Origin of the sequence: Alloscardovia omnicolens DSM 21503, from assembly GCF_000420505.1 — a bacterium.
Lineage (GTDB): Bacteria > Actinomycetota > Actinomycetes > Actinomycetales > Bifidobacteriaceae > Alloscardovia > Alloscardovia omnicolens.
The window spans coordinates 38,657-63,444 of record NZ_ATVB01000009.1; the positions used below are offsets into that span (position 1 = coordinate 38,657).

A 24,788-nucleotide genomic window follows, 5' to 3' on the forward strand; every position below is an offset into this window, starting at 1 on the left:
TATTCGTGTATTAGCGTGTATATAAGCGGTTAAACCGAGAAGATTGAAGGACAATATGAAAGCACCAACGAAAAATATGCGTGCCAAGCTTAAAGCAGCTGTGGCAGCAGGAACCGTCGCTCTTTCACTGGTCTCAGGAAGTATCGTATCGTGGTACGTATCTCCTCTTACTGATGCGTATGCGGTTACACCGTATCAGACTTTAGCTCAACATCAGCAGGCACAAGCACAGCTGAAGGCTCAGTTAGCTGGTGTTAATAATCAACTAGCCCGTCTCATCACTGATTTAGATGATTTAGTGAATAATCAAATACCTGCAGCTCAAGATGCAGCATCGCAAGCTCAAGATGCAGCGCAGGCAGCAGCTCAGCGCGCACAGGAAGCCAGCGAGCGTCTGAGCGCAGCACAGAACGATAAAACTATGCTCGAAAATCAGTTGCAAAATACGCAGGCAAGTAATGAAACAGCTAAGGAAAACGTGGCTGCTCTAGCACGTCAAAGTTTCCATAGTTCTAACGCGTCGAAAACGATGAGCGTTGTTACTGGCTCAAAATCTACATCTGACTTTATTCAATCCATGCAGTCGGATGCTGCTGTCGGTCGTGTAGAAGCAAAAACAGCATCTGATTCTGCAACTGAATTAAATACGGGTAAGAATCGTGCTGACCGTCTTGTGGCTATTGAGCAACGCATTAGTGATTTGAAGAATCAAGCAGACAGCGAATCTGCGGCCGCCGCTCAAGCATCAACAGCTGCCCAAGCCAAGGTCAGCTCATTAAATGACTTGCAATCTCAGGCAGAGGAAAAATCAAAGCAGTTATCTGCTCAACAGTCCAGTCTGCAGACTCAAGCTGCTCAAGAAGCGGCTGCTATTGTTCAAGCCCAAGCTCAAGTAGCCGAATATAATCGTCAACTTGCTGCTCAGGCAGCGGCTCAAGCAGCGGCAGCACGACGAAATGCTGCAACTTCACAATACACAGCATCACGTAACAACTCTGCTGCACAAGCTCCAGCACCAACCTATGCTGCAACTTCTGCTGGCGATTACTCAGTTCCTGGTAACTGTGGCCCAACAGCAACAAGCTGCTACGGTCATCCAACAGGGCGTACCGCTGTTTTGGGTGGTGCATATCCATGGAGTCAGTGCACGTGGTATGCCTATAATCGTCGTACTGCTTTAGGTCTGCCTGTTGGATCATATATGGGTAACGGTCGAGATTGGGCTAATACTGGTCGCCGTCTTGGATATGTGGTGAATAACACTCCACATGTTGGTGCAGCAGTTGTCTTCCAGCCAGGTCAAGCAGGTGCAGACCGCACATATGGTCACGTTGCTGTTGTAGAACGTGTTAATGCTAACGGAACAATCCTTATCTCTGAATCAGGTGCTGTATATCAGGGTCGTTCTGTAACACGTACCTTGGGTAATGTGAATGCTTACCAGTACGTGCATTATTAAAAGGTAAAGCTGCTGTTATCAGCCTTGAACGCACTGCAAAAACGCGTCACCTATTCAGGTGGCGCGTTTTACGTGTAGACTAAACAGCAGTAAAAACGGACAGTAATACAATAAAATCAAAAATAAAACTTAGAAAAAGGACACTATATGGCAGCGAAAAAAGCGAAAGATCCGCGCAACGGTGTAGTGGCGCAAAACCGTCGCGCTCGCCATGATTACACAATTGAAGATACAGAAGAAGCAGGTATTGTTCTTACCGGTACAGAGGTAAAAAGTTTGCGTGAAGGACGAGCAAGCTTAACTGAGTCTTTCGTGAGCATCGATAAGCATAATGAAATGTGGCTTGAGGGCGCAAATATTCCTGAGTATTTAAACGGAACGTGGAATAATCACATGCCTAAGCGTAAGCGTAAACTGCTTTTACATGCGGTTCAAATAGAGAAATTCGCTCGTGCTTTGCAAGCCAAAGGCTATACGATAGTTCCATTAAGCTTATATTTTAAGAATGGGCGAGCCAAAGTAGAAATTGCCTTGGCGAAGGGTAAACGCGAATACGATAAGCGTCAAGCTCTCAAAGAGGCGCAAGATAAGCGTGAAGCATTGCGTGCCATGCGTGAACATAATTTGCGGTAGAACGGTAGTGCGTTCATACGCTTGAAGATGCTCGCACGCATGCGTAAACCTTCGGTTGGCAAACGATTAGCTGGTAAACGGTCAGCTGGTATAACCTTCACACGCTGTGAGAAGAGAATGAGAATAGGGAGATTTATGGTGCTTTCTAGCGGATTGAAGCGTGCAGGTCGCGCTGTTATGGCTACAGTGGTAGCGCTGGCAGTCTGCACCTCGCTGATGGCGTGCGGTACAAGCGATGGCTTGGACGCTCAGCAAGCCAATATTGATTTGAGCGATGTGCACGAAAATAAACAATTAGCCGCGATGGTCTCTCCTGAAGTCTCTCATGATGGCGTGCTTACTGTGGGTAGTAACGCTACGTGGGCTCCTGCAGAGTTTACGGGAGAAGATAACGAAACAGTTATTGGTTTTGATATTGATATTATTAAAGCCGTAGCGAAGGTTTTGGGGCTGAAAGTAAAAGTTGTGGACTCAGCTTTTGCTACGATTATTCCTTCTGTTGGTTCGAAATTTGATGTGGGTATTTCCGGCTTTACTATTACTGCTGAGCGCGAAAAAGCTGTGACTTTTGTGCAACATTATTCAGCTGGTATGAGTTACGCTGTGCGTGCAGGTAATCCGAAGAATATTGATTCAGATAATTTATGCGGTGTGCGCGCTTCTGTGCAGGTGGGTACTGCTGAAGAAACAGCTTTAGAGGATTCTTCGGTTGCCTGTGTGAAAGCAGGAAAGCCAGCCATAGCTTTGCAAGTGTATGAACAGCAGACTCAGGCTACAACTGCACTGATTACAGGACGCAGTGATGTGATGTATTCCGATACTCCTGTATCTGCATATGCTGTGAAGCAAACTAAGGGTAAGCTCGAACTGTTGGGCAAGCCGTACGATATTGCGCCTCAGGGCATTGTGGTTAAGAAGGGTGATGATAAAACAGCTCATGCTATTCAAGGTGCTTTACAAGAACTGATTGATTCAGGCGTTTACATGCGTATTTTGAAAGCATGGGGTGTAGAAGATGGAGCTATTGATAAAGCTGTGATTAACCCGAAGGTTGATTAAAATTTATCGGTTGTAAGGGACGAGAGAGACAAGATAATGGCAAATAATATTCCAAATCGTATTCATGCACGTCCAGTGCGCAAACCCGGTCCTATTGTGGCGGGCATTATTGTAGCGCTGCTGGCTATTTTTCTGGCACATGGCGTTATTACTAATGAGAATTTTGCTTGGCCAACTGTGTGGAAATATCTGTTTAATGAACATATTCTTACGGGTGTAAGTTGGACTCTTATTCTCACGGTTGTATCTATGGCAATAGCGATTGTGCTTGCTGTTACTCTTGCAATTATGCGACAGAGCACCAATGTTGTGTTGCGTTGGGTCAGCTGGTTCTTTATTTGGTTCTTCCGTGGAACGCCAGTGTATACGCAGCTGACATTTTGGGGTTTGATTTCTGTTCTTATTCCTAAGATTTCTGTGGGAGTATACACGTGGGATACTCAGGATATTATTACTGCAGGTAAAGCAGCTATTTTAGGTTTGGCGCTTAATGAAGCCGCATATTTGGCAGAGATTGTGCGCGCTGGTTTAGAAGCAGTTGACCGCGGACAGGCTGAAGCTGCTCAAGCATTGGGTATGAGCCACTCTTTGATTATGCGTCGTATTATTTTGCCTCAAGCAATGCGTATTATTGTTCCTCCAACTGGTAATGAGGCAATTGGTTTGCTTAAAACCACATCTCTTGTTCTGGCAGTTCCATTCACCATGGATTTGCAATATATGTCGAATAATATTGCTAACCGCATTTATGAACCAATTCCTCTGCTTTTAGTAGCTTCTCTGTGGTATTTGGTTATTACATCCGTACTTATGGTGGGTCAATCTTATTTAGAAAAGTACTTTGGTAAGGGTTTCGACGAGCAGCCTGTAGGTCGCGCGAAGAGTGCACAAAAACCAGGTAAAACAAGCGGTGAAACGCAATACGATGTGAAGAAGCAGAACGAAGCTTTCTGGGGAGGTCTCAATGCCTAAAACGAATACTCAAGCACAAATCGTTATTCGCGATGTGCACAAAGAATATGGCGATCTTCATGTGCTCAAAGGAGTGAACCTCGAGGTTGCGCCGAGCACAGTAACCGTTATTTTAGGTCCATCCGGTTCTGGTAAATCAACTCTTTTGCGCATGATTAATCAGCTGGAAACTATTACCGGCGGTCGCATAGATGTAGATGGCGAAATGATTGGATATAAGGAAGTAACAGCAGGCGGTAGCACTGTTTTACAGACCTTGTCGGATAAAGAAATTGCTCGCCAACGCTCACGCATTGGCATGGTATTCCAGCGTTTCAATCTTTTCCCGCACATGACGGTTCTAGAAAATGTGATGGAAGCTCCTATCCATGTTGCAGGTATGAAGCGTGCCCAAGCAGAGAAGGAAGCACGTGAATTCTTGAATCTAGTGGGCATGTCTGATCGTGTGGACCATTACCCATCTCAGCTTTCTGGTGGTCAGCAGCAGCGCGTGGCTATTGCTCGTGCAATTGCTATGCATCCCGATATTATGCTTTTCGATGAGCCAACCTCTGCTCTCGACCCTGAACTGGTGGGTGAAGTTCTTAACGTCATGCGCACCCTTGCCGATGAGGGGATGACTATGGTGGTGGTAACTCACGAAATCGGTTTTGCTAAAGAAGTTGCCGATCAAATTGTGTTTATGGACGGTGGCGTGGTTGTAGAATCAGGTAGTTCCGATATTATCGATCATCCACAAACTGATCGTTTCCAAGAATTCCTACAGGCAGTACTGTAGAACAACTGGGGATGTAAACCTTCTTGTGTGTGCATGGGCTCGTGAGCTCATGCACATATTCATAGTGGCGCTCTTCGTACAAGGGCTCTGGGCATAACGTGCACCCATCCTATATAATGAAGTGTTATGTGTGGAATTGTTGGATATGCAGGCGGTGGTACCGCTTGCGGTAAGCCATTAGAAGTATGTTTGCAAGGCTTGGCACGTTTGGAGTATCGAGGATACGACTCCGCGGGCGTGGCTTTAAGCTCTCCTGACTTAGATACTATTGCTTTTAGAAAGAGGGAAGGACGCCTCGATAATTTAGTAACTAGCGTTCACAATAATCCTCTGCCTGATGCAACGGCTGGTATTGGTCATACGCGATGGGCAACTAACGGTGCTCCAAGCGATACGAATGCACATCCTCATCTGAGTCAGGATGGGGAAGTGGCTATTATTCACAACGGTATTATTGAGAATGCTCCAGCTTTTAAGCAGCAACTGCTCGATGAAGGCTATACTTTTGAATCTGATACAGATACAGAAGTAGCTGCGAAACTGATTGGGAAAACTGCAAACGATATTATTGCCGAAACAGGTACACCAGATATTTTCGAAGCTGTGCGTCGCGTAGCACGTCAGCTTGAAGGAACTTTTACTATTTTGGCAGTAGATAATCGCCAAGCACATACGGTTGTGGGTGCTCGTCATGATTCGCCATTAGTTGTGGGCTTGGGTGAGGGAGAAAACTTCCTCGGTTCTGATGTAGCTGCTTTCGTTGCATATACGAAGAACGCTTTAGAACTTGGTCAAGATGAAGCCGTGCAGATTACTCCTGATAGCGTTACAGTAACCGATTTTTATGGCAACGATGTTGAACTTCGTCCATTTACTGTTGATTGGGATGCGTCTGCCGCAGATAAAGGCGGTTGGGATTCCTTTATGAATAAGGAAATCCATGAAGAACCTCATGCTGTAGCAGATACTCTGCTCGGACGCTTTAACCTCAACGGAGATTTAAATCTCGACGAGGTGCATATTGATGAAGATGTGTTCCGCTCTATTGACAAGATTATTGTGGTGGCATGCGGTACCGCTTCTTACGCGGGATTAGTGGCAAAATACGCTATTGAACATTGGGTGCGAATTCCAGTTGAAGTGGAATTAGCACACGAATTTAGGTATCGTGATCCTATTCTTACTCCACGTACGTTGGTTGTGGCTGTATCTCAGTCGGGCGAAACGATGGATACTTTGATGGCTGTGCGCCACGCTCGTGAACAAGGCTCACGAGTACTGGCTATTTGCAATACACAAGGCTCGACTATTCCTCGTGAATCCGATGCTGTGCTCTACACGCATGCAGGGCCAGAAATTGCTGTGGCATCGACCAAAGCTTTCGTTGCGCAGATTACTGCCGCTTATTTGATTGGCCTGTATTTAGCTCAAGCTAAGGGCACTATGTATCGTGACGAAATCCGCGATGTTATTGAAGAACTGCGCGCTATGCCAGATAAGATTCAACGAGTTATCGATACGCAGTCAGACACTATTAAGCAAGCTGCAGAAAAAATGTTGGATGCGCATTCCTTCCTCTTCTTAGGACGCCATGTGGGATACCCAGTGGCTTTGGAAGGAGCATTAAAGCTCAAAGAAATCGCATACACATTTACTGAAGGTTTTGCAGCTGGGGAACTCAAGCACGGTCCTATTGCTTTAGTAGATTCTGGCGAACCTGTTGTGGTTATTGTGCCACCAGCACGTGGTCGTAATATTTTGCATTCCAAGGTTATTTCTGCCATTGAAGAAGTGCGTGCTCGTGGAGCTTATACTATCGCCGTTGCAGAAGAAGGTGACGACAACGTACGCGATTATGCTGATGTGGTCTTCTGGCGTCCGCAGTGTCCAACACTCATGAGCCCTCTAGTTGATGTTATTCCGCTGCAATTATTTGCTATGAATATGGCTCAGCTGAAAGGCTTTGATGTTGATAAGCCACGTAATCTCGCCAAGTCTGTAACCGTCGAGTAGATAATGCTGTACACAGACGAACACCTGCACGGACTTTTTACCCCTCCGTCCGCTCAAGACTCCAAATATACACGGGGAGTAGTGGGCTTAGTTACGGGCAGTGAAGAGTATCCTGGAGCAGGTGTTTTGTCTGTAAGCGCGGCTGCCTCGTGCGGTGCTGGATACGTGCGCTATAGTGGTCCAAGCACAGTTGTGCAGGCATTACTTGGTTTGCATCCCGAAGTAGTGTTTTCTGCTTCTTCTCACAACCATGTAGATTGCTGGGTGCTGGGAAGCGGTTATGCGGATGCGCGAAGTAACCCGCTTATTGACGAGATAATCCGCAATCTCGATGCTCAATATGCTGTTATTGATGCAGGAGCTTTAGAAGGTTTTACCACGATGGATCTGAGCGATGAGCAACGTGCTCACTGCGTTCTTACCCCTCACACCGGTGAAGCTGCCCGAGTTTTTTCTGCCTTGGGGCACGCACGTTCTGCGCAGGAATGTGCTGATAATCCTGAAGATACAGCACAGAGCTTAGCGCGATTACTGGGCTGCACAATGGTTTTGAAAGGCGCTCAGACTGTGGTATCCGATGGCTGTGAAACATTCGTATGTCCTCCTGCTACGCATTGGTTGGCTACTGCTGGCACAGGAGATGTATTAGCAGGACTTATGGGCGGTGTAATTGCTCAACATGCTCAAGAACTGAGAGCACAACAATATAATCTTGTGCGCATAGCTGCTGCAGCAGTGCGCGTGCACTCGGTAGCAGCACACATTGCTTCTGGTCAGGGAGAACATGCTCTTAATCTGCTTGATATGACAAAACTCATTCCGCAGTCTATAGCGCAACTGAAGGGGGGTGCTGCTTAGTGTCTCGCCGCCGTCATCGTAATCATCGAGTGCAGCGTGCCCATGCCTTCGTTACCGATGAACCAGATATTCCCTTTGATTTACCTGTTCTTTACGAAGACGAGCATATTATCGTCGTAGATAAACCTCATTTCTTACCCACCATGCCGCGCGGTATGTGGTATAAATCTACTGCTCTTATGCGTTTGCGTGACATTTTTGGCGAAGACGATATTGTGCCGGCACATCGTTTAGACCGCTTAACCGCAGGCATCGTTGTTTTTGTGCGCGATGTTAAAGCACGCGGTAAATATCAGTTACTCTTCCAAAATAAAAAAGCAAGAAAAGTGTATGAATGCTTAGCGCCGATGTCTCCTATCTGCACGCCGCGTTATGGAACCGTCCGCCGCGATAATCCGTCAGCACCTTTTCCTCTCGAAAGACGCTCGCATATAGTGAAAGTGCATCATATTTTGCAAGCATTTGAAGAGCCTGGCGAAGTTAATGCTCATACGCGCATAGAAGTTTCTGGTAATCAGCCTGCAGATGTTGTGCGAGCAGGGTATCGCGCTTACACTCTGTATCCGAGTACAGGGAAAACGCATCAGCTGCGGGTGCATATGAACGCTTTAGGATTACCGATTTTAGGCGATGATTTTTACCCAGTTATGCGTAAACGTGACGATACGGATTTTACTCATCCTCTTCAGCTTGTGGCTCGCAGTTTAGAGTTTATTGATCCGTATTCGCATCGCACTATGCGATTTGAATCACGCTATCCGCTGGATGTGAGCGGACAGAGTTTTAGTGATTCTTCTCGTAAATAATGCGCATACCCTTAAAAATCAAATCAGGGTCATATATATCAATAAAATCGCTATCGTGTTCAATAACGCGCCCAAAACCTCCAGTAGCTACTACCGTAAAATCAGTGCCAGTTTCTTCACGACACTGTTTAATCATGCGTTCAATACCGCCAATAAAACCGTAATATAATCCTGTTTGAATAGCACTAAACGTATTTTTCGCCATAACAGTTGACGGCGAGGCAATCTCTACTTCAGGAAGTTGAGCAGTATTACCTGCTAAAGCGCGTGCAGAGGTGAGCAAACCCGTCTGAATAACGCCCATCGTAATCGCTCCGCTCGTATCTACATAGTTGAAAGTAGTGGCAGTGCCCATATCAATAACCAAGCAAGGCGTGCCATACAAAGCAGAAGCAGCTACACAATCTACTAAACAGTCTGCTCCCAAAGATTTAGGATCGTCAATGCGCACAGCCATACCTGTTTTGATGCCTGGCCCTACAACTATAGGGGTTTTGCCTAAGAATTTTTCAATCGAACCGCGGAAAGAATGCATAACGCTCGGAACAACAGAGCACACAATCACATCTTCTACGTCATCGGTTGTATAACCGCTTAGAGAGAGAAACTGTAGAAGATGAATGCCGTATTCATCGCTCGTACGCACGCCCGATGTGGTGAGACGGTAACTATGCGTAATATCTGGACCCTGCATAAAGCCTAAAACAATATTGGTATTGCCAATATCAACAGCGATGAGCATAGAAACCTCCTTCGCGAATGTTCAACTGTATTTGATTGTACGTGCTTTGCGTGACGGAGCGTGTGTTTTTAGACGTGAGAAATTCATCTGTGATTCATGTAGGAACAGCTGAGTATAGTTGTGCACATACCACGAAACTCTACGAGCAACGACGTCTTGGACGCGGGGACTTAAGGGAGAAAATGAAAAACAATTCACGTGGGCAGTTAAGCATACCTGTCCAAAGTTTAGACGATGAGCTTAATGCTCGTCGAAAACCATTATTACAAGCAAAAATAAAACCGTGGTGGAGCATGATTGCAGCTGCTCTGGCTGTTGTTGTAACACTGACGGGAGTGACGATTGGCTATATCAACCTATCTGAGCGTACTACGAGTAATCGTCTAGCTATAGGTCTTACTTTAGCGCCAACTAATTTAGATTTACGCACAACCTCAGGAACAGCACTTGAGCAGTTGCTTATAGGTAATGTATATGAGGCTTTGCTCACGCGCAATTCTGATAACAGCGTGTCTCCCGGTGTAGCGCAGTCATGGGAGGTCAGTGCTGACCGTAAGCAATATACTTTCCACCTTCATAAGAATATGAGTTTTAGTAATGGACATGTTTTAGATGCTCAGGACGTGGCCTGGTCAATCCAAACTATGATGGATAAGCAACTGCAAGGCGCGGTTTCTCTGGCGAACTTTGAATCGGTAAAAGCGCTCGATGCTCACACAGTTGTGCTACGCCTCAGCGCCCCATATTCCGAACTTTTGTGGAATCTGTCGAGCCGTGCAGGTGTGGTCTACGATAAAGATGCAACATACGACGCAAAGACCCAAGCCGTAGGCTCCGGTCCATATACCATTGCCGCATACAATCCCGGAGTATCCGTTACTCTCCAAGCTCGCCCGAACTACTGGGGGAGCGCACACAAAGCGCAAGTACGCACTATTGTGCTCAACTATTACGTAGACCCTCAGGCTGCTCTTCACGCTCTGGAATCGAACGATGTGCAAGTCCTCGCACCTATCAGCTCACAACTTGCCTCTACCATCGAAAAAGACGAGCGTTTTCAGGTTCAAGCAGGCGACGGCACAGACAAATACGTGTTGGCATTCAACAATCGCAAGGAGCCTTTTACCGACAAACGTGTGCGCCGAGCAATTCGCTATGCCATCGACGAAAAATCCATTATCGCCTCGCGAGGAGGAACGGATGCTCTTCTCGGCGGGCCTATTCCTAGCCTTGATCCTGGCTATGAAGATTTAACAGGACTATACGCTACAGATGTGAAAAAAGCACAATCGTTAATGCAAGAAGCAGGATACAGTCCAAGCACACCACTGAAACTCACCTTGACCTACGCCAATATTTACCCAGCAGAAATTGGTCAACAATTACGCAGCCAGCTGGCCAAAATTGGCATAGATTTAACGGTTAACCGCACAGAATTTGCCACATGGCTTGCGCAAGTCTACAAGCAGCACAATTTCGACATATCAATGGTTGACCATAACGATAGTCATGACTTTAAGCAGTGGGCTACGCCAGATTACTATTACGGATACAATAATGCCCAAGTTCAGAAGCTCTATGCCGAAGCTATGGCAGCGCTGAGTGATGAACAGCGCGATACCTTGCTGGCGAAGGCTGCTCGCATTGTAAGCGAAGATGCCCCAGCTGATTGGATTATGAATTTCCGTGTGGTCTCTGCATGGCGCACAAATGTAGAAGGATTCCCTGTGAATTTGAATCAAACCGTTTTGCCGTTGTGGGAGGTGAGTGTGCGATGACGGAGATGAAGACAGAGATGACGAAGGCGAGCACGACGACGGAGCCGAAAAAGATGAAAAAGGCAAAAAAGGCAAAGAATCAGTCAAAAGTCGCAACTGCCCTCAAACGTTTCGCTGTGCTCCTGCTTATGCTGTGGATTGTATCCGTCGTTATTTTCTTCGCCCTGCGTGTTTTGCCTGGCGATATTGCAGCTATTATGGCTGGAACGAATTCAACTCCAGAAAAATATGAGCAGTTGCGCGCTGAGTTAGGTCTCAATCGGCCTCTTATTGTGCAGTATGGGCAATGGTTAGGCTCTATTTTTACCGGGCATTTAGGCACGTCTTTGCTCACTGGGCAAGCTATGAGCACGCGATTGCTCACGCGTGCGGCGGTGACTTTCCCGCTCATCGTAGTGAGCATGGTTTTAACCCTAGTGATTGCTTTGCCTACGGCCGTGTACTCGCTCACTTCACGGCACGCTTGGGTGCGCGGTGGACTGCGTGTGATTTCTCAGATTTTGGGCGCCGTTCCTGCATTGTGGGCAGCTTTAGCTCTTATTATTGTTTTTGGAAAAGGCAACGGAATGCTTAACGTGTTACCAACGCAGGGCTTCCCATCCAATCCTTTGAGTTCACCTGCGAATGTGGTGAGTGCAGCTGCATCGTTAATTATTCCTGCTTTGTCAGTGAGTATTATTACGGGAGCACATCTTATGCGCTACACCCGCTCTGCAATTGTTGACGTAGAAAAATCTGATTATATTGCGTGGAGCATGGCTTCAGGAATGACCTATGCTCAGGCTGTGCGCACCACAGGTTTGCGTTTAGCTGCCCCGCAGATTGCATCGGTTGCAGGCGTTACTTTTGCCTCCATGATTACCGGCGTTCTGACCGTAGAAACCCTCTTTAATCTGCCTGGACTCGCTACTATGCTCATGACAGATTTATCTGAGCGAGACCTCGCGTCTGTGCAAACTGAGCTATTGCTTTTATCAGCTTTCTTCCTCATTGTGGGATTTGTTATTGACACGATTGTGCGTATGCTCGATCCTCGTCTAAAAACCTCTGCTCACAGCACTAATACTCGCGCAACACAAGCGATAGAAGTGGATACGAAGAGGCGGGATCAATAATGAAAAACACAGAAAAAACACCTTTAAGAACTTTACGTATTATTATCCGCTCCATTCTTATGCGCACAGACGGTTTATTCGCCTGCCTTTTCTGTGCGTTATGGATTATTACTGCCCTCGTTTCGCTGGTATGGACTCCATACGATTTGAACATTAGTGATGGTTACAATGTGTGGAGCTCGCCATCTGCTGCGCATTGGCTGGGAACAGATGGAGCAGGTGCAGATATTGCATCATGGCTTCTGGCAGGATCTGCTACAGAGCTACTTATTGTTATAGCTGTGTCTGTGATTACATGTGTTGTAGGTATTGCAGGAGTATCTGTGACTATTAGCCGTCATACTGGTGTGCGCACACTCAGCGTCATTATTATTGATGCTTTAATTTCCATACCAACCATTGTTGTAGCATTGTTATGCGCAGCTCCTCTCGGAGCAAGTATTGCAGGCATTATTATCGCATGTTCTTTCGCATACAGTCTTAATCTTATGCGCGTTGTGCGTCCTGTAGCAGTGGCTGCCGCGCGCTCGCCTTACGTTACTTTCGCGCGGTATAAAGGAAAATCACACGGCAGAATTTTTATTGAACATATTCTGCCACAAATCATGCCATCCGTTATTATTAATGTTTCTCTGGCTGCAGCAACCTCAATGCTTGCGGAATCAGGTTTAACATATCTCGGAGTTGGTGTGCCAAGTCATATTGCATCATGGGGACGATCTTTAGCGAGCGCGGTCAGCTATGTTACCGTCCATCCGAGCGTAGCAATCTGGCCAGGTTTACTTATTACTCTTGCAGTTCTCAGCGTGAACTTACTGGGCGACGCTCTGCGAGAAGCAAGTGATCCTGTATCGAACGAAGCATTGAGGCAATAATATGAGTGTACAGATTAAAAATCTTTCTGTGAGTTTATGCAATAACCAGTTATTGCATAACGTGAATCTTGACGTAGCAGATCATGAACGTATCGGTTTAATCGGTGCCTCGGGTTCAGGAAAATCATTAATAACAAAAGCAATTTTAGGAACTCTTCCACGTTCTATGAGGGTTGAAGGGCAAATTCTTATTGATGGAGTTAATGTTTTAGAACTCAGTGAGCATGAACGTGCAGCTATGCGCGGTACGTATATGACTGCTGTTTTCCAAAATCCTGTGGCAGCTCTTAACCCGGTAGTTTCTGTGCGTGCTAACGTGGAGCTACCTCTTACATTGCATTACAATTTGAGTGCTGCGGAACGTTTGCACCGCGTGCAGCAAGCTTTAGAAAGCGTTGGCTTAGACAGTGATTTAGTCTCGCGTTACCCTTCAGAACTATCGGGAGGGCAAGCGCAGAGAGCAGCTATTGCGCAGGCTGTTGTGGCACATCCTCAACTGCTTATTGCTGACGAGCCAACTACTGCTGTTGATTCTATTGTGCAAAAGCAGATTATGGATGTGCTTGTAGAACGTTCTGATAAGCAGAATTTGAGCGTAATATTTGCTAGTCATGATTTTGCTGTTATTTCTCGGGTAGCTCATCGCTGTTATGTGATTAATAACGGTGGGGTTGTAGATAGTGGACGTTTAGAGGAACTATACGAGTCGAGCGTGGACTACACCCGTCAATTGGTTGAAGCTGCACGCAGTATAGCTGTACGCGGTGAGGGGGAGTGATCATGAGTTTATTATCTTTACGTGAGGTCTCTCATAGTTTTGCAGGTGCGCATGAGCCTGCTGTTCATGCAGTCAGCCTGAGTGTGAGCGAGGGGGAGCGTGTAGCAATTGTCGGTCAGTCTGGTTCAGGCAAAACCACCGTCTTGAATATTGCGCTCGGTTTTATTACTCCTCAAGCTGGGGAAGTGGAGATTGCGGATCCAGCGAGCACAGGCTTAGTTTTTCAAAATCCGCTGACTTCTCTTGACCCACGGTGGACTGTGGAACGTATTGTGCGTGAAGGCTCAACGACTCAGGTGGATCGCTCTGATGTGATTTCTGCTTTGCACAGCATTGACTTGGGAGAGGAATTACTCGGACGGTATGTGAGCGATATTTCAGGTGGGCAAGCTCAGCGCGTAGCAATTGCACGTGCTTTGCTGAGTAATCCGAGCCTACTGGTAGCTGATGAGCCAGTGAGCGCTGTTGATGTGCTGGGAAAACAGCATATTATTGAGGCTTTAGCAAGGATTCAGCGCGAACGTAATCTGGCTACCTTAATCGTTCTGCATGATTTAGGTGTTGCGCAACAAGTTTCCGATACTCTGGTTGTGATGCATCGCGGGCGTATTGTTGAGCAGGGTTCTACACGCGAGATTCTTGCGCATCCTCAACATGAATATACAAAACAACTGATTGATGCTGCGCGATGGTGAGGACGTATTCTGGTTCTTGGGGGTTTAGCAGGGTTTTCGAGGTTGCAGGTGAGTGACTAGCAGTTGTTCTGTGCGATTAACCTTCACACTGCGTTACATCCGAAGAGCTATTACTCTTACACATTCTGCTTAACCGATTAATACACTGTTATGCCAGTTTTGATGCGGAAAAATGGCTTCACAAGTGGCATATCGGTTGCGCGTATCGACTTCACGTATGTAGGCAAACTTGCTCTTGGGGTTTCGTGGGGGTGGTTTGATTTGGTATAGTACTCCATGATTCATGCACGGCACGAAGACTGCAATCCTTAAAGTGGACGTGGGCGTTGTGTGCGTGCGACGCTAGCAACTTTCAGGAACGTATGAGAGCACGCCATCACTATCAAAACGCAAGCTAGGCGAAAACAAAAGTGGGGGGTACAGGTTATTCAACTCTGTACCCCCACGTGGCTTTTATTGTTACTTTAAGCCCTTAGCCTTTGCCCATGTTTCTGCTGCGTGATCCCAGTTGACGATATTCCACCAAGCCTTCACGTAGTCAGCCTTTACATTCACATAATCCAAGTAGAATGCGTGCTCCCACATGTCGAGCATAACCAGTGGAACAATGTTGACTGGAACATTAGACTGCTGATCGTAGAGCTGGAAGGTTACCAAGCGGTCACCCAAAGCATCCCATGCGAGAACAGCCCAACCAGAACCCTGCAATCCCAAAGCAGCAGCAGTGAACTGAGCCTGGAACTTTTCAAAGGAACCGAACTGCTTGGTGATTTCTTCGCCGAATTCACCATCAGGACGACCCTTACCTTCTGGAGTCAAATTGTTCCAGAAGAAGGTGTGATTAATATGACCACCCAAGTTGAAAGCGAGATTCTTTTCCCACAAGTTGATAGCAGCAAAATCGTTCTTATCGCGTGCTTCTTCGAGACGCTCAAGAGCTGTATTAGCGCCTGCTACGTAGTTTGCATGATGCTTATCGTGATGAAGCTCCATAATCTTGCCAGAAATATGTGGCTCGAGTGCTGCGTAGTCATATGGCAGTTCAGGGAGAGTGTAAATTGCCATGATTCTCCTTCTTTAGTGACAGAAATAACGTCCCTACTATTTTCGCGCATAAGCGTTCGCAATAAGCCACAATGTGTGAAATATCACGAACGCTTGTATACCAATTAGATTAATTCAATATCCACATCGAGAATCACAGGCTTCGTCACGTCAATCTGGAATTCATCATGAACTGGAGATCCCCAAGAATCATCGCCACCTACTCCTTGCTGGGCTGCAAGAAGTCGCAAGAAGGTATGCGTATGTGCTGGCAATTCTTCCTGATGGGTGGCTTCATCAAGCATGGCGGAGCTATAAGGCAAGGCACTAAAAGCAAAAGTACTGCCTGCATGAGCGCTTACACGTAAACCATGACCAAACTGATTAGTAAGCTCTACAAAGCGCGTATCTTCATGGTTTCCTGTTTCCTGAGGAAGAAGATATGGCTGAACATCATCGAAAATAGTAGTAGACCATACGCCCAGTTTTACTCCATTGTGACGGTCAGCATAGCTTTCCTCAGGCCCTAAACCATAAAAACGTGTGTGCGTATAGGAAGCAGGAAGCATCCATTCAAGTCCGAAAGCTAAAGGATTTGAAGGCTCGTTATGATTTCCAGAGAAAGTAGCAGTCAGATGAACACGAGCAGAACTATCGACTTCCCACACGACGGTTACAGGAGTATGAGCAGCTGTAGCCAAAGTATAGGTATATGTACCAGTTATTGTTCCGTTCTTGCGGTCAATCGCAAAATCTTTTCCTGACATCTGCGCAAAACGTCCAGCAGCAAACCATTGAGCGCGCGTAAAACCTGCTTGGTAACCGCGGTCATTATCAGTTAACGCACGCCATGTTGTGAGCTTAGGAGTGCGCACAACCATATCGTCAGTTTGATTCAGTCGCTTAAAACTTACTGGTCCACCATGCTGACGTGACAGCAAAATCTCAGCCTGAGCTGTGCGCAAACCGATATTCCAATAATCCTCAACAATATGAGCAGATGGATGAATTTCGCTCACAGGCCGCTCTGGTAAAGCAATTGCACGCTGACCGAAAGTTATCTCGTAACCAGCATGAGCCCAAGCTGTATGCTCGCCGAGTGTATAAGCAAGCTCAAGAACCATCTCTTTACCGTCGAAAAGCTGAGCATCAGGCCAATCAACTCTTACTGTTTGCTCACTTAAAGCAGGAATATTAAAACGATAATTGTGCGTCCACTGTTCTACGCCATCAATAAGAACGCGCGCCACAAAAACATGATCTTGAGTAGACGTAAATAAATTATCGTTAACAATGTGCACAGATAAATCTTCAGCGATGTTAATCTTCACGTTAGCATAGAGGAATTTAACTTCGGCAACCTTAGCAGTTGGTTTACGATTAGCAAAAACAATGCCGTTGCCGCTAAACTCATAATCAGTTGGACGGTCATACCAATCACCACCGTAGGTTAAACGGGTAGAGCCGTCTGCTAGCTGCTGTTCTAAAGCCTGATCGCCGTAATCCCAAATAAATCCACCCTGATACAGGTCATATTTTTCTAAATCGGTATACAGCTTCATACCGCCCAAAGAATTACCCATCGCATGCATATACTCACAAGAAATATATGGTTTACGAGGCTGACCAAGCTCAGAAGAGCCAGTTAAATAGGCTTCAACGTCTTGCGGTCGCGCATACATGCGTGACTCAATATCGGTAACGTGCTCAAACTCGCGATTCCATGTGGTGCCTTCGTAATGAACTGGGCGTGTGTCGTGTTCATGGAAGTAGTTGCTCATGTGCACGAACACTTCGCCACCGTATGATTCATTACCCAATGACCATATGAGAACGCTAGCATGATTAACATCGCGCATAAACATAGAGTTCACGCGATCCATGCACGGGTTGAGCCATTCCATACGTGATGATGGAACCGCGCGGTGTTCGGTAACGGTACCAAAAGCATCGCACCAAGAACCGTGGGTTTCCAAGTTAGTTTCATCAATCAGATAAATGCCGTACTTATCGCACAGCTCATACCATCGCGTTTGATTAGGGTAATGGCTTGTGCGCACAGCATTAATATTGTGCTGTTTGAGGAACTTAATATCCCAGAGCATCTGCTCTTCACTCAGCGCACGACCACAGTCAGAACCAAACTCATGGCGATTAACTCCCTTAAATACAATGCGCTTGCCGTTGAGCTTCATTATGTGGTCCTGAGGGTCAAGCTCAAAATGACGGAATCCAAGACGAGTGTGGGATTTCTCAATAACCGTATTAGTGTCGTCTAACACGGTGAAACGCAAAGCATACAGATATGGATCTTCTGCGCTCCATGGTTGAGCATTCTGCACGGTTGCGTTCAGCTCAAAAGTGCTACTTCCTTGTTCGAGCATGTATTGTTCGTCATAAACTACTTCTTCGCGAGCGTCAAGCAGTTCAATGTGAACATGCGCTGTCTGCGAACTGTTTACGTAAACAGTTCCAGATAACAAGCCGCGCGAAGTGTGCCAATCATAATCAGATGCAGCGTGCACATGCTGCACATGCACAGCAGGTATAACGTCTAGATGAACACTGCGGAATAAACCATGCAAACGCCAATAATCCTGATCTTCTAACCAATGCGCGGTGGAATATTCATAACACGCAGCAACTACTGTATTAACACCTTCGCGAAGCACATCGGTGACGTCAAACTCGCTTGGAGTAAAAGAATCCTCGGCATAGCCAATAAACACACCATTAACCCACACATACAGAGCAATAGCCGCGCCATCAAAAGTTAGATGCACACGCTCGCCTAAGCCGTCACGCGAATTGAGCAGAGCAGCAATCTCACGAGGTGAAAGCATAAAATCACGGGCGTAGACGCCCACACGGTTGTGCTCAGGAATGTCGGGAGCATCGAGCTGTGCATGACCATCCCATGGATACTGCTGATTAACATATTGATGAGGGAACAGTTCATCAGTTTGCAGATGTCCAGGAACACGCACCTTCGAAATAGGCTCCTTGAGTTCAGTCAAAAACTCGCGGGCACTGGCTTGAATACTTGCCTGACTGATACGTTCAAGCAAGCTGCTGTCGTGATACACAACACTGGCATGCCATGTCCCATTAGAGTCATCTAAACTATGGCGCAAACTTTCGCCCTGCGATCCACGGATTGCATGGTCGCTATGGGCATCTAAACGATTAACTGCACAGATAGATGGGTCAGTCAGCCATTGCTCGCTTGGCTGAGTTGCATGAATACTATGTGGAAATTCGATTGTCATAATGATTTACTCCTCTTTGAGTGAGAGTTCTACTAAGAATTATTGTTATTTCGTACTTTTCGTACTTTTCGCGCGTTTTGCGTTACTTGCTTTTTCGCGTTACCTGCGCTGTTTGTGCTGTCCGCACTGTCTGCGCTACCCGCATTGTCTGCCACATCGGGTGGGGCTTGAACTTCTTGAAGAACACTCAACGCTAGGTCAGGTGCAGATCCTGAGGGTAAAGTCGCAGACGAGGCAATAATGCCAGCTGAAGTATCGGCACCCTTCGCGCTCGCTGTATTGTGTGGAGCATTTAAATCACGTACAGAACTGCGCTCTACAAAAGTGGAGGCAATCAGTTTTTCGCGCCCTGTTTCTACTTTCTGCCCATCAATTAAAGCCTTAACGCTTAAGAAGGCTTCACGGCCAATCAAATCAAAACGCATGCGCATCGTGGTTAAATTTAAGCGAGGAACATTGCCCACTAAGGAATCATCCACGCCAACAATACTCACATCTTCGGGCACACGCTTACCTGCTGTGCGTAAACCAAGCATAATGCCGTAAGCCATCTGATCGTTCGCAGCATACACAGCAGTGCAATCTGGCTCATGAGCTAATGCTAATCCCGCCTGATATCCACTATCTGCCAACCAATCTCCGCGATATAAAGGAGGAAGCTGAGTTATGCCATGCGCGTGCAAAGCGTCTCGCCATCCGCGTTCACGGCTCTGGGCTGCGCGAGAATCAAGAGGTCCAGCCATGTGATACACGGTTTTATGTCCTTTGCGCATCAAATAATCCACAATCTCAGTTGAGCAGCCGTATTGGTCGCCATCTACTGTTGGGCAATGAGCCGAAGGTTGGTCAGTAATAAGCACCACTGGAAGTTTTGACGGCGGTGCAAAAGTTTCAAAATCAGGAATGCGACGTTCAAGAACCACAATTACGCCGTCTACCGGAAGTTGCTTCATGCGCTCCATTGCTGCCTGCAAAGTTCGTTCTTGTTGGTTGAGAAGCGTGCACATAGTAATAGCAAAATCGTATTGACTTGCTGCGGCAGAAATACCGCTAAGAATACGTGAATTACCAAAAGTGGAGGTGTCAAACAAAATAACGCCAACATTGTTAAATTGTTGATACTTGAGCGCGCGGGCAGCATAATTTGGACGGTATCCCAGCTTATCCATAGCCCGTTCCACACGTTGTTTAGTATCAGGTTTTACGGCATCGCTACCATTAGCGACGCGCGAAACAGTTTGTGGTGAAACTCCTGCCTCTTTGGCAACATCCTGTAAAGACACAGGTGATTTGCGTGCCATAGTCCCACTTCCTTACTTCATCGAGTACAGCGGCATTGTTGCACTGGTATTTCATGGCATATATGCCATTTTAGCGAAAATCTTCACATCATGTCTGTGTGCATGTGTGTTGCGTTCGTTCCGTTGTAATGTTATTATGATAACGCAAACATTTGAGAAATGCATTAAGTTTCAAAAGATTTCTTGAGAAACTAACTTAAAAAATGGGAACGTCGATGTTTTCATGAGAGATTTCGTCAGAAATTTCGCGGGGAATTCCGCCAGAGATTTCAACACGAGATTTCACGTTTCAGCAGTTCTTAAATGTTCCATATTTCTTAATGAGGAGGAGTGTCAGGTGAGTGCACAACGATCGCGTGCTACAGCTGCACAAACACGCATGAGTCATGTGCCTGTTAATCGTCATAAGGCAGACTGGCGTGGCTGGAAGTTTATGTGGCCTTTTGCGGCTGTTTTTGCTTTTGTTTTTATTATTCCTATTGCTTACGCCATTTATATTAGCTTTTATCAGCAGCGCCTGATTGGTGGTAACGTTTTTGTAGGAATAGATAATTATGCGCGTCTGTTTAAAGACCAGCAGTTCTGGGCAGCAGTTATGCGCGTAAGTCTATTTACTCTCGTGCAGGTTCCTATTATGTTGTTCTTGGCAGCTGCTTTGGCATTGGCGATTGACTCTATGAAGTTACATGGCACAAAGTTTTTCCGCATTGGAACTTTCTTGCCTTACGCAGTTCCTGCTGTGGTGTCTACCTTGATTTGGGGTTTTGCCTACGGTGCAAAATATGGTCTTGTGGGAAGTTTTAATTCCTTCTTTGATACGCATTTTGATGCTTTTGCTCCTAATATGTTGCTGGCATCCATCGGTAATATCGTCACATGGGAATACACGGGCTATAACATGCTGATTTTCTACAGCTCCCTGTCAACTATTCCGCATTCGCTTTATGAGGCAGCCTCTATTGATGGAGCAAGTGAGTGGGCAATTGTGAAGTCTATTAAACTTCCTGAACTGCGCGGCTCCTTAGCTATTACTGTTATTTTCTCCATTATTGGTTCTTTCCAGCTGTTTAATGAACCAAGCATTTTGCAGAACATGGTTCCAGGTAATGCGATTACCACGAACTTTACGCCAAATATGTATGCGTATAATTTGAGCTTCTCTGGTAACCAAAGTAATTATGCGGCTGCAATGGCTATTGTGATGGCCATTATTACCATGGCGATTGCTTACGCAGTACAGCTGCGCAGTATGAAAGATCAGATGAAGTAGGACGGTGGAGCAATGACAACAACAAGTTCAACAATGAGTCTTCGTCGGCGAGAACGTGCTGCTAAGAAAGCTGAAAAACTGCGTCAAAAGCGTGTTTTGGCAGACGAGAAAGCTGAACGTAAACGCAGTGCTAAAGCAGGTTTTGCTAATGTTAACAATCCTCGACGCAGCATTACCTTAACGATCGTCAGTGCAATTTTCGCTATCTACTGCCTTTTTCCGTTTGCATATTTATTGATTAATGCAACGAAAACGCAGCCAGATTTTAACTCCACTTTCGGTTTAGGGCCAGGGCATAGCTTTGCTTTGATTGATAATATTGTGGGCGTCTTTACTTATGGCGACGGCATTTTTACTCGCTGGCTACTCAATACCTTACTGTATGTGCTTGTGGGTGCTGGTGGAGCAACCTTGCTCGCGATTATGGGCGGTTATGCATTGGCTAAGTTCCGTTTTCCTGGACGTAAAGCTGTTTTTGCTATTATTATCGGCTCGATTTCTGTTCCAGGTATTGCTTTAGCTGTTCCGCAGTTCCTGCTCTTTGCCAAGTTAGGATTAACAAATACGCCATGGGCTATGTTGATTCCATCACTTATTTCGCCGTTTGGACTGTATTTGATGTGGATTTTCTCTGAGCAGTCTGTGCCAACTGAACTCTTAGAGGCAGCGCGTGTTGATGGTGCCAGTGAGTGGCATACTTTCTGGAAGATTTCCTTACCTCTGCTATCTCCAGGTATTGTTACTACGGCATTATTTACTATTGTTGCCACATGGAATAACTACTTCCTGCCAATGATTATGATTAAAGACCCGAACTGGTATCCATTAACCATTGGTTTGAACCAGTGGAAGAATCAGGCTGCAACATCGGGTGGTGTGCCTATTCAGCATCTGGTTATTACGGGATCTTTGCTCACGATTATTCCTCTCGTTATCGCTTTCCTCTGCTTGCAAAAGTACTGGCAGTCCGGTTTGGCTGCAGGTGCTGTGAAGGAGTAAGAAACTAAATCCTGTGTGTGATGTGGCTGAGCTTCATGTAAGTCTCAGCCACACTGCTATGCGGAGGTAGTTGTGATGCTAGAGAAAGCATGACGACAATACATAAAATCAAAAAACGACACGAAATCAAAAATGTTTGCGTAAACATTTTAATAGTGGTATCGTGTACACTACGACGAAAATAACACAATGTTCTCGCTGTTCACGGGGAGGTGTTACCGCAAGCAATGGAGGCTTGCACTCATGAATATGTAGAGGAAGAAAAATAGTGTTGTCGTTCTAATCATTGAGAAAGGACTCAAGATGAAGTTAGGTAAGAAGCTTGTTGCTGTGCTGGGTGCAACAGCGATGTTGGGATCTGTTGCAGCATGCGGCTCACAATCTGGTAGCGCTAACAGCTCGGATTCTTCTGGTAAAACGACGTTAACTGTGTGGGCATGGGACTCCACCATGGGTCGCACTATTAAAGGCTTTGAAAAAGCTAATCCAAATATTAAAATCAAGCTGGTTAATGCTGGTACCTCAAAAGATCAGTACACTGCATTAAACAATGCTATGCAAGCTGGTTCTGGTGCTCCAGACTTGGCTCAGATTGAATACTATGCTCTTCCTGAGTACGTTATTCGCGGATATGTAGAAAACGTAGCAGATTTAGGTGCAAAAGATTTCAGTGACTTCTATACTCCAGGTACCTGGGCTTCTGTCAATATTAACGACGGCGTATACGGTCTGCCAATGGATTCTGGTCCTATGGCTTGGTTCTACAATAAGGAAGTTTTCGATAAAGCAGGTGTAGACCCTACGCAGATTACTTCCTGGGATCAGTTCTACGAAGCGGCTAAGAAAGTGCGCGCAACCGGCTCTTATATTACATCTGATTCCGGCGATGCAGGTTTCTTTGATTCCATGACTTGGCAAAACGGTGCAGTTCCATTTGAAACTTCAAAGGATGGAAAGACTGTATCTATTAAGCTGACCAGCAATCCAAAGGTAAAGGAATTCGAAGATTGGTGGCAAAAGCTTATTGATGAAGACCTCATTGACACCAAGACTGCAGGATGGACTGATGATTGGAATAAGGGCTTAGATAACGGTTCTATTGCTTCTTTGCTTATTGGTGCATGGATGCCATACAATCTCTTGACTGGTGCTCCAAACGGTGATGGTAAGTGGCGCATTACCCAGATGCCGACTTCTGATGGTCAGCCAGCAGGTTCTGAATCTGGCGGATCGTCCTTAACAGTTATCAAGTCTGATGATAAGGCGAAGGTAGAAGCAGCATACAAGTATCTTGAATACGTTACCCACAACAAGGATGGTGTAGCGGTACGTGTTGAAGGTGGTGCTTTCCCAGCAGATAACAACAGCTTGTCGTCTGAAGACTTCCTGAACCAAACCGCTATTACCGATGCTGATGGTAAGGCTCATGAATACTTCGGCGGTCAGAAGTTTAATGAAGAACTTGCTAAGGCAGCAAAGAATGTGCGTGCAGGCTATAAGTTCCTACCATTCGAAGTATATGCTCGCGGTAAGTTCGGCGACTTTGTTGGCAAGTCCTTCACTGGCGACCAGAAGCTCTCTGATGGTGTTAAAGATTGGCAGGCTGATTTGGTCAGCTACGCACAGCAGCAGGGTTACACAGTAAAAGAATAAAGTAATCTTCTTTTCTCCTCTCCACCCAACGCTTCCCACTTCATTCATACAGTGGGAAGCGTTGCTTATACAGAGCTGCAGCGCGGTGAGTTGAAGGTTGAGTAGGCGCTCTATAATGGGAACAGTTCATGCACGGCGACTTTGCTTGTGCTCATAAAGACATAGAGAGGTAGATATGACTGAATCAACTCCTGAAAATATGCCAGAAAGCTTCAGCCTTGATCACACTGCTGTGAAGGCTCCCTATGTGCGTTTGATTGACACGCAAAGCGGCCCACATGGTGACGTGATTTCTAACTATGATGTTCGCTTAGTGCAGCCTAATGAAAACGCTATTCCTACCGGTGGCTTGCATACGATTGAACACACTATTGCCGTGAAGCTTCGTGAGCGCATTCCTGGCTATATTGATTGTTCTCCTTTTGGCTGCCGAACAGGCTTCCATCTGTTGGCGTGGGGTGAACATTCTGCGCAAGACGTTGCCCGCGCCGTGAAAGAATCTTTGGAATTTATTGCTTTTGAGGCACAGTGGGAAGATGTCCCTGCTACCACCATCGAAACTTGCGGTAATTACAAAGATCATTCGTTGTTCACAGCTCGAGAGTGGTGCAAGCTTATTTTGAGCCAGGGCATTAGTTCCGATGCTTTCGAACGTCGCGTAGTTGAGTAAAACCATTTCATAAGAAGCTGA

20 protein-coding genes and 1 pseudogene are annotated in these 24,788 nt (G+C 46.1%); 17 read left to right on the forward strand and 4 right to left on the reverse strand.

All coding sequences use genetic code 11. The annotated features are described in order from the left end of the window. Positions 1-55: 55 nt before the first annotated feature. From G464_RS0104905 to G464_RS08980, 8 genes are all read left to right on the forward strand, one after another. Positions 56-1,459: a CHAP domain-containing protein gene (locus G464_RS0104905; protein WP_022856968.1), complete on the forward strand. Its 1,404-nt coding sequence runs from the start codon at positions 56-58 to the stop codon at positions 1,457-1,459. A gap of 147 nt (positions 1,460-1,606) precedes the next feature. Further along, positions 1,607-2,092 carry an SsrA-binding protein SmpB gene (gene smpB / locus G464_RS0104910; RefSeq protein WP_021617869.1) on the forward strand — a complete coding sequence of 162 codons (486 nt, stop codon included), beginning with the start codon at positions 1,607-1,609 and terminating at the stop codon, positions 2,090-2,092. A gap of 135 nt (positions 2,093-2,227) precedes the next feature. Beyond that, the gene (locus tag G464_RS0104915; RefSeq protein ID WP_022856969.1) at positions 2,228-3,151 is read left to right on the forward strand and encodes an ABC transporter substrate-binding protein; all 924 of its coding nucleotides are present in this window, start codon (positions 2,228-2,230) and stop codon (positions 3,149-3,151) included. Positions 3,152-3,187: 36 nt separating this feature from the next. Then, entirely contained in the window at positions 3,188-4,123 is a 936-nt protein-coding gene (locus G464_RS0104920) for an amino acid ABC transporter permease (protein WP_022856970.1), read from the forward strand. After that, entirely contained in the window at positions 4,116-4,901 is a 786-nt protein-coding gene (locus G464_RS0104925; protein WP_022856971.1) for an amino acid ABC transporter ATP-binding protein, read from the forward strand. The genes G464_RS0104920 and G464_RS0104925 overlap by 8 nt, the downstream gene beginning before the upstream one ends. Positions 4,902-5,027: 126 nt before the next feature. Then, positions 5,028-6,914 (forward strand): glutamine--fructose-6-phosphate transaminase (isomerizing), encoded by a 1,887-nt coding sequence (gene glmS, locus G464_RS0104930; RefSeq protein ID WP_022856972.1) that lies wholly within the window; start codon positions 5,028-5,030, stop codon positions 6,912-6,914. 3 nt (positions 6,915-6,917) lie between these two features. Beyond that, complete coding sequence (locus tag G464_RS08975) at positions 6,918-7,772, forward strand: ADP-dependent NAD(P)H-hydrate dehydratase (protein ID WP_022856973.1); 855 nt, start codon at positions 6,918-6,920, stop codon at positions 7,770-7,772. 29 nt (positions 7,773-7,801) lie between these two features. Beyond that, positions 7,802-8,578 carry a pseudouridine synthase gene (locus G464_RS08980; RefSeq protein WP_049215138.1) on the forward strand — a complete coding sequence of 259 codons (777 nt, stop codon included), beginning with the start codon at positions 7,802-7,804 and terminating at the stop codon, positions 8,576-8,578. On the opposite strand, the gene G464_RS0104945 is transcribed toward G464_RS08980, so the two are convergent. Continuing rightward, a complete protein-coding gene (locus G464_RS0104945; RefSeq protein WP_022856975.1) occupies positions 8,556-9,320 on the reverse strand; it encodes a type III pantothenate kinase in 765 nt (254 codons plus the stop codon). The genes G464_RS08980 and G464_RS0104945 overlap by 23 nt on opposite strands. Before the next feature lie 182 nt (positions 9,321-9,502). On the opposite strand from G464_RS0104945, the gene G464_RS0104950 reads away from it, so the two are divergent. Genes G464_RS0104950 through G464_RS08990 form a run of 5 tightly spaced genes read left to right on the forward strand, consistent with a single transcriptional unit; the run spans position 9,503 to position 14,561 of the window. Next, positions 9,503-11,098 (forward strand): ABC transporter substrate-binding protein, encoded by a 1,596-nt coding sequence (locus G464_RS0104950; protein WP_026472628.1) that lies wholly within the window; start codon positions 9,503-9,505, stop codon positions 11,096-11,098. After that, positions 11,095-12,213 (forward strand): ABC transporter permease, encoded by a 1,119-nt coding sequence (locus G464_RS08985; RefSeq protein WP_420834445.1) that lies wholly within the window; start codon positions 11,095-11,097, stop codon positions 12,211-12,213. Before G464_RS0104950 ends, G464_RS08985 begins: the two co-directional genes overlap by 4 nt. After that, positions 12,213-13,088: an ABC transporter permease gene (locus tag G464_RS0104960; protein WP_021617879.1), complete on the forward strand. Its 876-nt coding sequence runs from the start codon at positions 12,213-12,215 to the stop codon at positions 13,086-13,088. Before G464_RS08985 ends, G464_RS0104960 begins: the two co-directional genes overlap by 1 nt. A 1-nt stretch (position 13,089) precedes the next feature. Next, positions 13,090-13,866 (forward strand): ATP-binding cassette domain-containing protein, encoded by a 777-nt coding sequence (locus G464_RS0104965; RefSeq protein WP_022856977.1) that lies wholly within the window; start codon positions 13,090-13,092, stop codon positions 13,864-13,866. Between the two features lie 2 nt (positions 13,867-13,868). Beyond that, the gene (locus G464_RS08990) at positions 13,869-14,561 is read left to right on the forward strand and encodes an ABC transporter ATP-binding protein (protein WP_022856978.1); all 693 of its coding nucleotides are present in this window, start codon (positions 13,869-13,871) and stop codon (positions 14,559-14,561) included. 459 nt (positions 14,562-15,020) lie between these two features. Here the strand turns inward: G464_RS08990 and G464_RS0104975 are convergent, their stop codons facing one another. The 3 genes and pseudogenes from G464_RS0104975 to G464_RS08995 form a co-directional block, all read right to left on the reverse strand. Further along, complete coding sequence (locus tag G464_RS0104975; protein ID WP_022856979.1) at positions 15,021-15,626, reverse strand: superoxide dismutase; 606 nt, start codon at positions 15,624-15,626, stop codon at positions 15,021-15,023. A 104-nt stretch (positions 15,627-15,730) separates the two neighbouring features. Further along, positions 15,731-18,874: a beta-galactosidase, LacZ type gene (gene lacZ, locus G464_RS0104980; protein WP_022856980.1), complete on the reverse strand. Its 3,144-nt coding sequence runs from the start codon at positions 18,872-18,874 to the stop codon at positions 15,731-15,733. 290 nt (positions 18,875-19,164) lie between these two features. Beyond that, positions 19,165-20,175, reverse strand: a pseudogene (locus tag G464_RS08995) (LacI family DNA-binding transcriptional regulator); the annotation flags it as partial. Positions 20,176-20,554: 379 nt separating this feature from the next. Between G464_RS08995 and G464_RS0104990 the strand changes: the two are divergent. The 4 genes from G464_RS0104990 to G464_RS0105005 all read left to right on the forward strand — a co-directional run bounded on the left by G464_RS0104990 (position 20,555) and on the right by G464_RS0105005 (position 24,767). Next, on the forward strand, positions 20,555-21,445 hold the full coding sequence (locus G464_RS0104990) for a carbohydrate ABC transporter permease (protein ID WP_039777661.1): 891 nt from the start codon (positions 20,555-20,557) through the stop codon (positions 21,443-21,445). 12 nt (positions 21,446-21,457) lie between these two features. Continuing rightward, the gene (locus tag G464_RS0104995; RefSeq protein ID WP_022856983.1) at positions 21,458-22,444 is read left to right on the forward strand and encodes a carbohydrate ABC transporter permease; all 987 of its coding nucleotides are present in this window, start codon (positions 21,458-21,460) and stop codon (positions 22,442-22,444) included. Between the two features lie 303 nt (positions 22,445-22,747). Then, on the forward strand, positions 22,748-24,097 hold the full coding sequence (locus G464_RS0105000; RefSeq protein WP_021617887.1) for an ABC transporter substrate-binding protein: 1,350 nt from the start codon (positions 22,748-22,750) through the stop codon (positions 24,095-24,097). Between the two features lie 175 nt (positions 24,098-24,272). Next, entirely contained in the window at positions 24,273-24,767 is a 495-nt protein-coding gene (locus G464_RS0105005; RefSeq protein ID WP_021617888.1) for an S-ribosylhomocysteine lyase, read from the forward strand. The last annotated feature ends 21 nt before the right edge of the window (positions 24,768-24,788 follow it).

Bases quoted from the DNA above. Each gene is read 5' to 3' on its own strand.
- G464_RS0104905 (WP_022856968.1), top strand. From the start codon at position 56: ATGAAAGCACCAACGAAAAATATGCGTGCCAAGCTTAAAGCAGCTGTG.
- smpB (WP_021617869.1), top strand. From the start codon at position 1,607: ATGGCAGCGAAAAAAGCGAAAGATCCGCGCAACGGTGTAGTGGCGCAA.
- G464_RS0104915 (WP_022856969.1), top strand. From the start codon at position 2,228: ATGGTGCTTTCTAGCGGATTGAAGCGTGCAGGTCGCGCTGTTATGGCT.
- G464_RS0104920 (WP_022856970.1), top strand. From the start codon at position 3,188: ATGGCAAATAATATTCCAAATCGTATTCATGCACGTCCAGTGCGCAAA.
- G464_RS0104925 (WP_022856971.1), top strand. From the start codon at position 4,116: ATGCCTAAAACGAATACTCAAGCACAAATCGTTATTCGCGATGTGCAC.
- glmS (WP_022856972.1), top strand. From the start codon at position 5,028: ATGTGTGGAATTGTTGGATATGCAGGCGGTGGTACCGCTTGCGGTAAG.
- G464_RS08975 (WP_022856973.1), top strand. From the start codon at position 6,918: ATGCTGTACACAGACGAACACCTGCACGGACTTTTTACCCCTCCGTCC.
- G464_RS0104945 (WP_022856975.1), bottom strand. From the start codon at position 9,320: ATGCTCATCGCTGTTGATATTGGCAATACCAATATTGTTTTAGGCTTT.
- G464_RS0104950 (WP_026472628.1), top strand. From the start codon at position 9,503: ATGAAAAACAATTCACGTGGGCAGTTAAGCATACCTGTCCAAAGTTTA.
- G464_RS08985 (WP_420834445.1), top strand. From the start codon at position 11,095: ATGACGGAGATGAAGACAGAGATGACGAAGGCGAGCACGACGACGGAG.
- G464_RS0104960 (WP_021617879.1), top strand. From the start codon at position 12,213: ATGAAAAACACAGAAAAAACACCTTTAAGAACTTTACGTATTATTATC.
- G464_RS0104965 (WP_022856977.1), top strand. From the start codon at position 13,090: ATGAGTGTACAGATTAAAAATCTTTCTGTGAGTTTATGCAATAACCAG.
- G464_RS08990 (WP_022856978.1), top strand. From the start codon at position 13,869: ATGAGTTTATTATCTTTACGTGAGGTCTCTCATAGTTTTGCAGGTGCG.
- G464_RS0104975 (WP_022856979.1), bottom strand. From the start codon at position 15,626: ATGGCAATTTACACTCTCCCTGAACTGCCATATGACTACGCAGCACTC.
- lacZ (WP_022856980.1), bottom strand. From the start codon at position 18,874: ATGACAATCGAATTTCCACATAGTATTCATGCAACTCAGCCAAGCGAG.
- G464_RS0104990 (WP_039777661.1), top strand. From the start codon at position 20,555: ATGAGTCATGTGCCTGTTAATCGTCATAAGGCAGACTGGCGTGGCTGG.
- G464_RS0104995 (WP_022856983.1), top strand. From the start codon at position 21,458: ATGACAACAACAAGTTCAACAATGAGTCTTCGTCGGCGAGAACGTGCT.
- G464_RS0105000 (WP_021617887.1), top strand. From the start codon at position 22,748: ATGAAGTTAGGTAAGAAGCTTGTTGCTGTGCTGGGTGCAACAGCGATG.
- G464_RS0105005 (WP_021617888.1), top strand. From the start codon at position 24,273: ATGACTGAATCAACTCCTGAAAATATGCCAGAAAGCTTCAGCCTTGAT.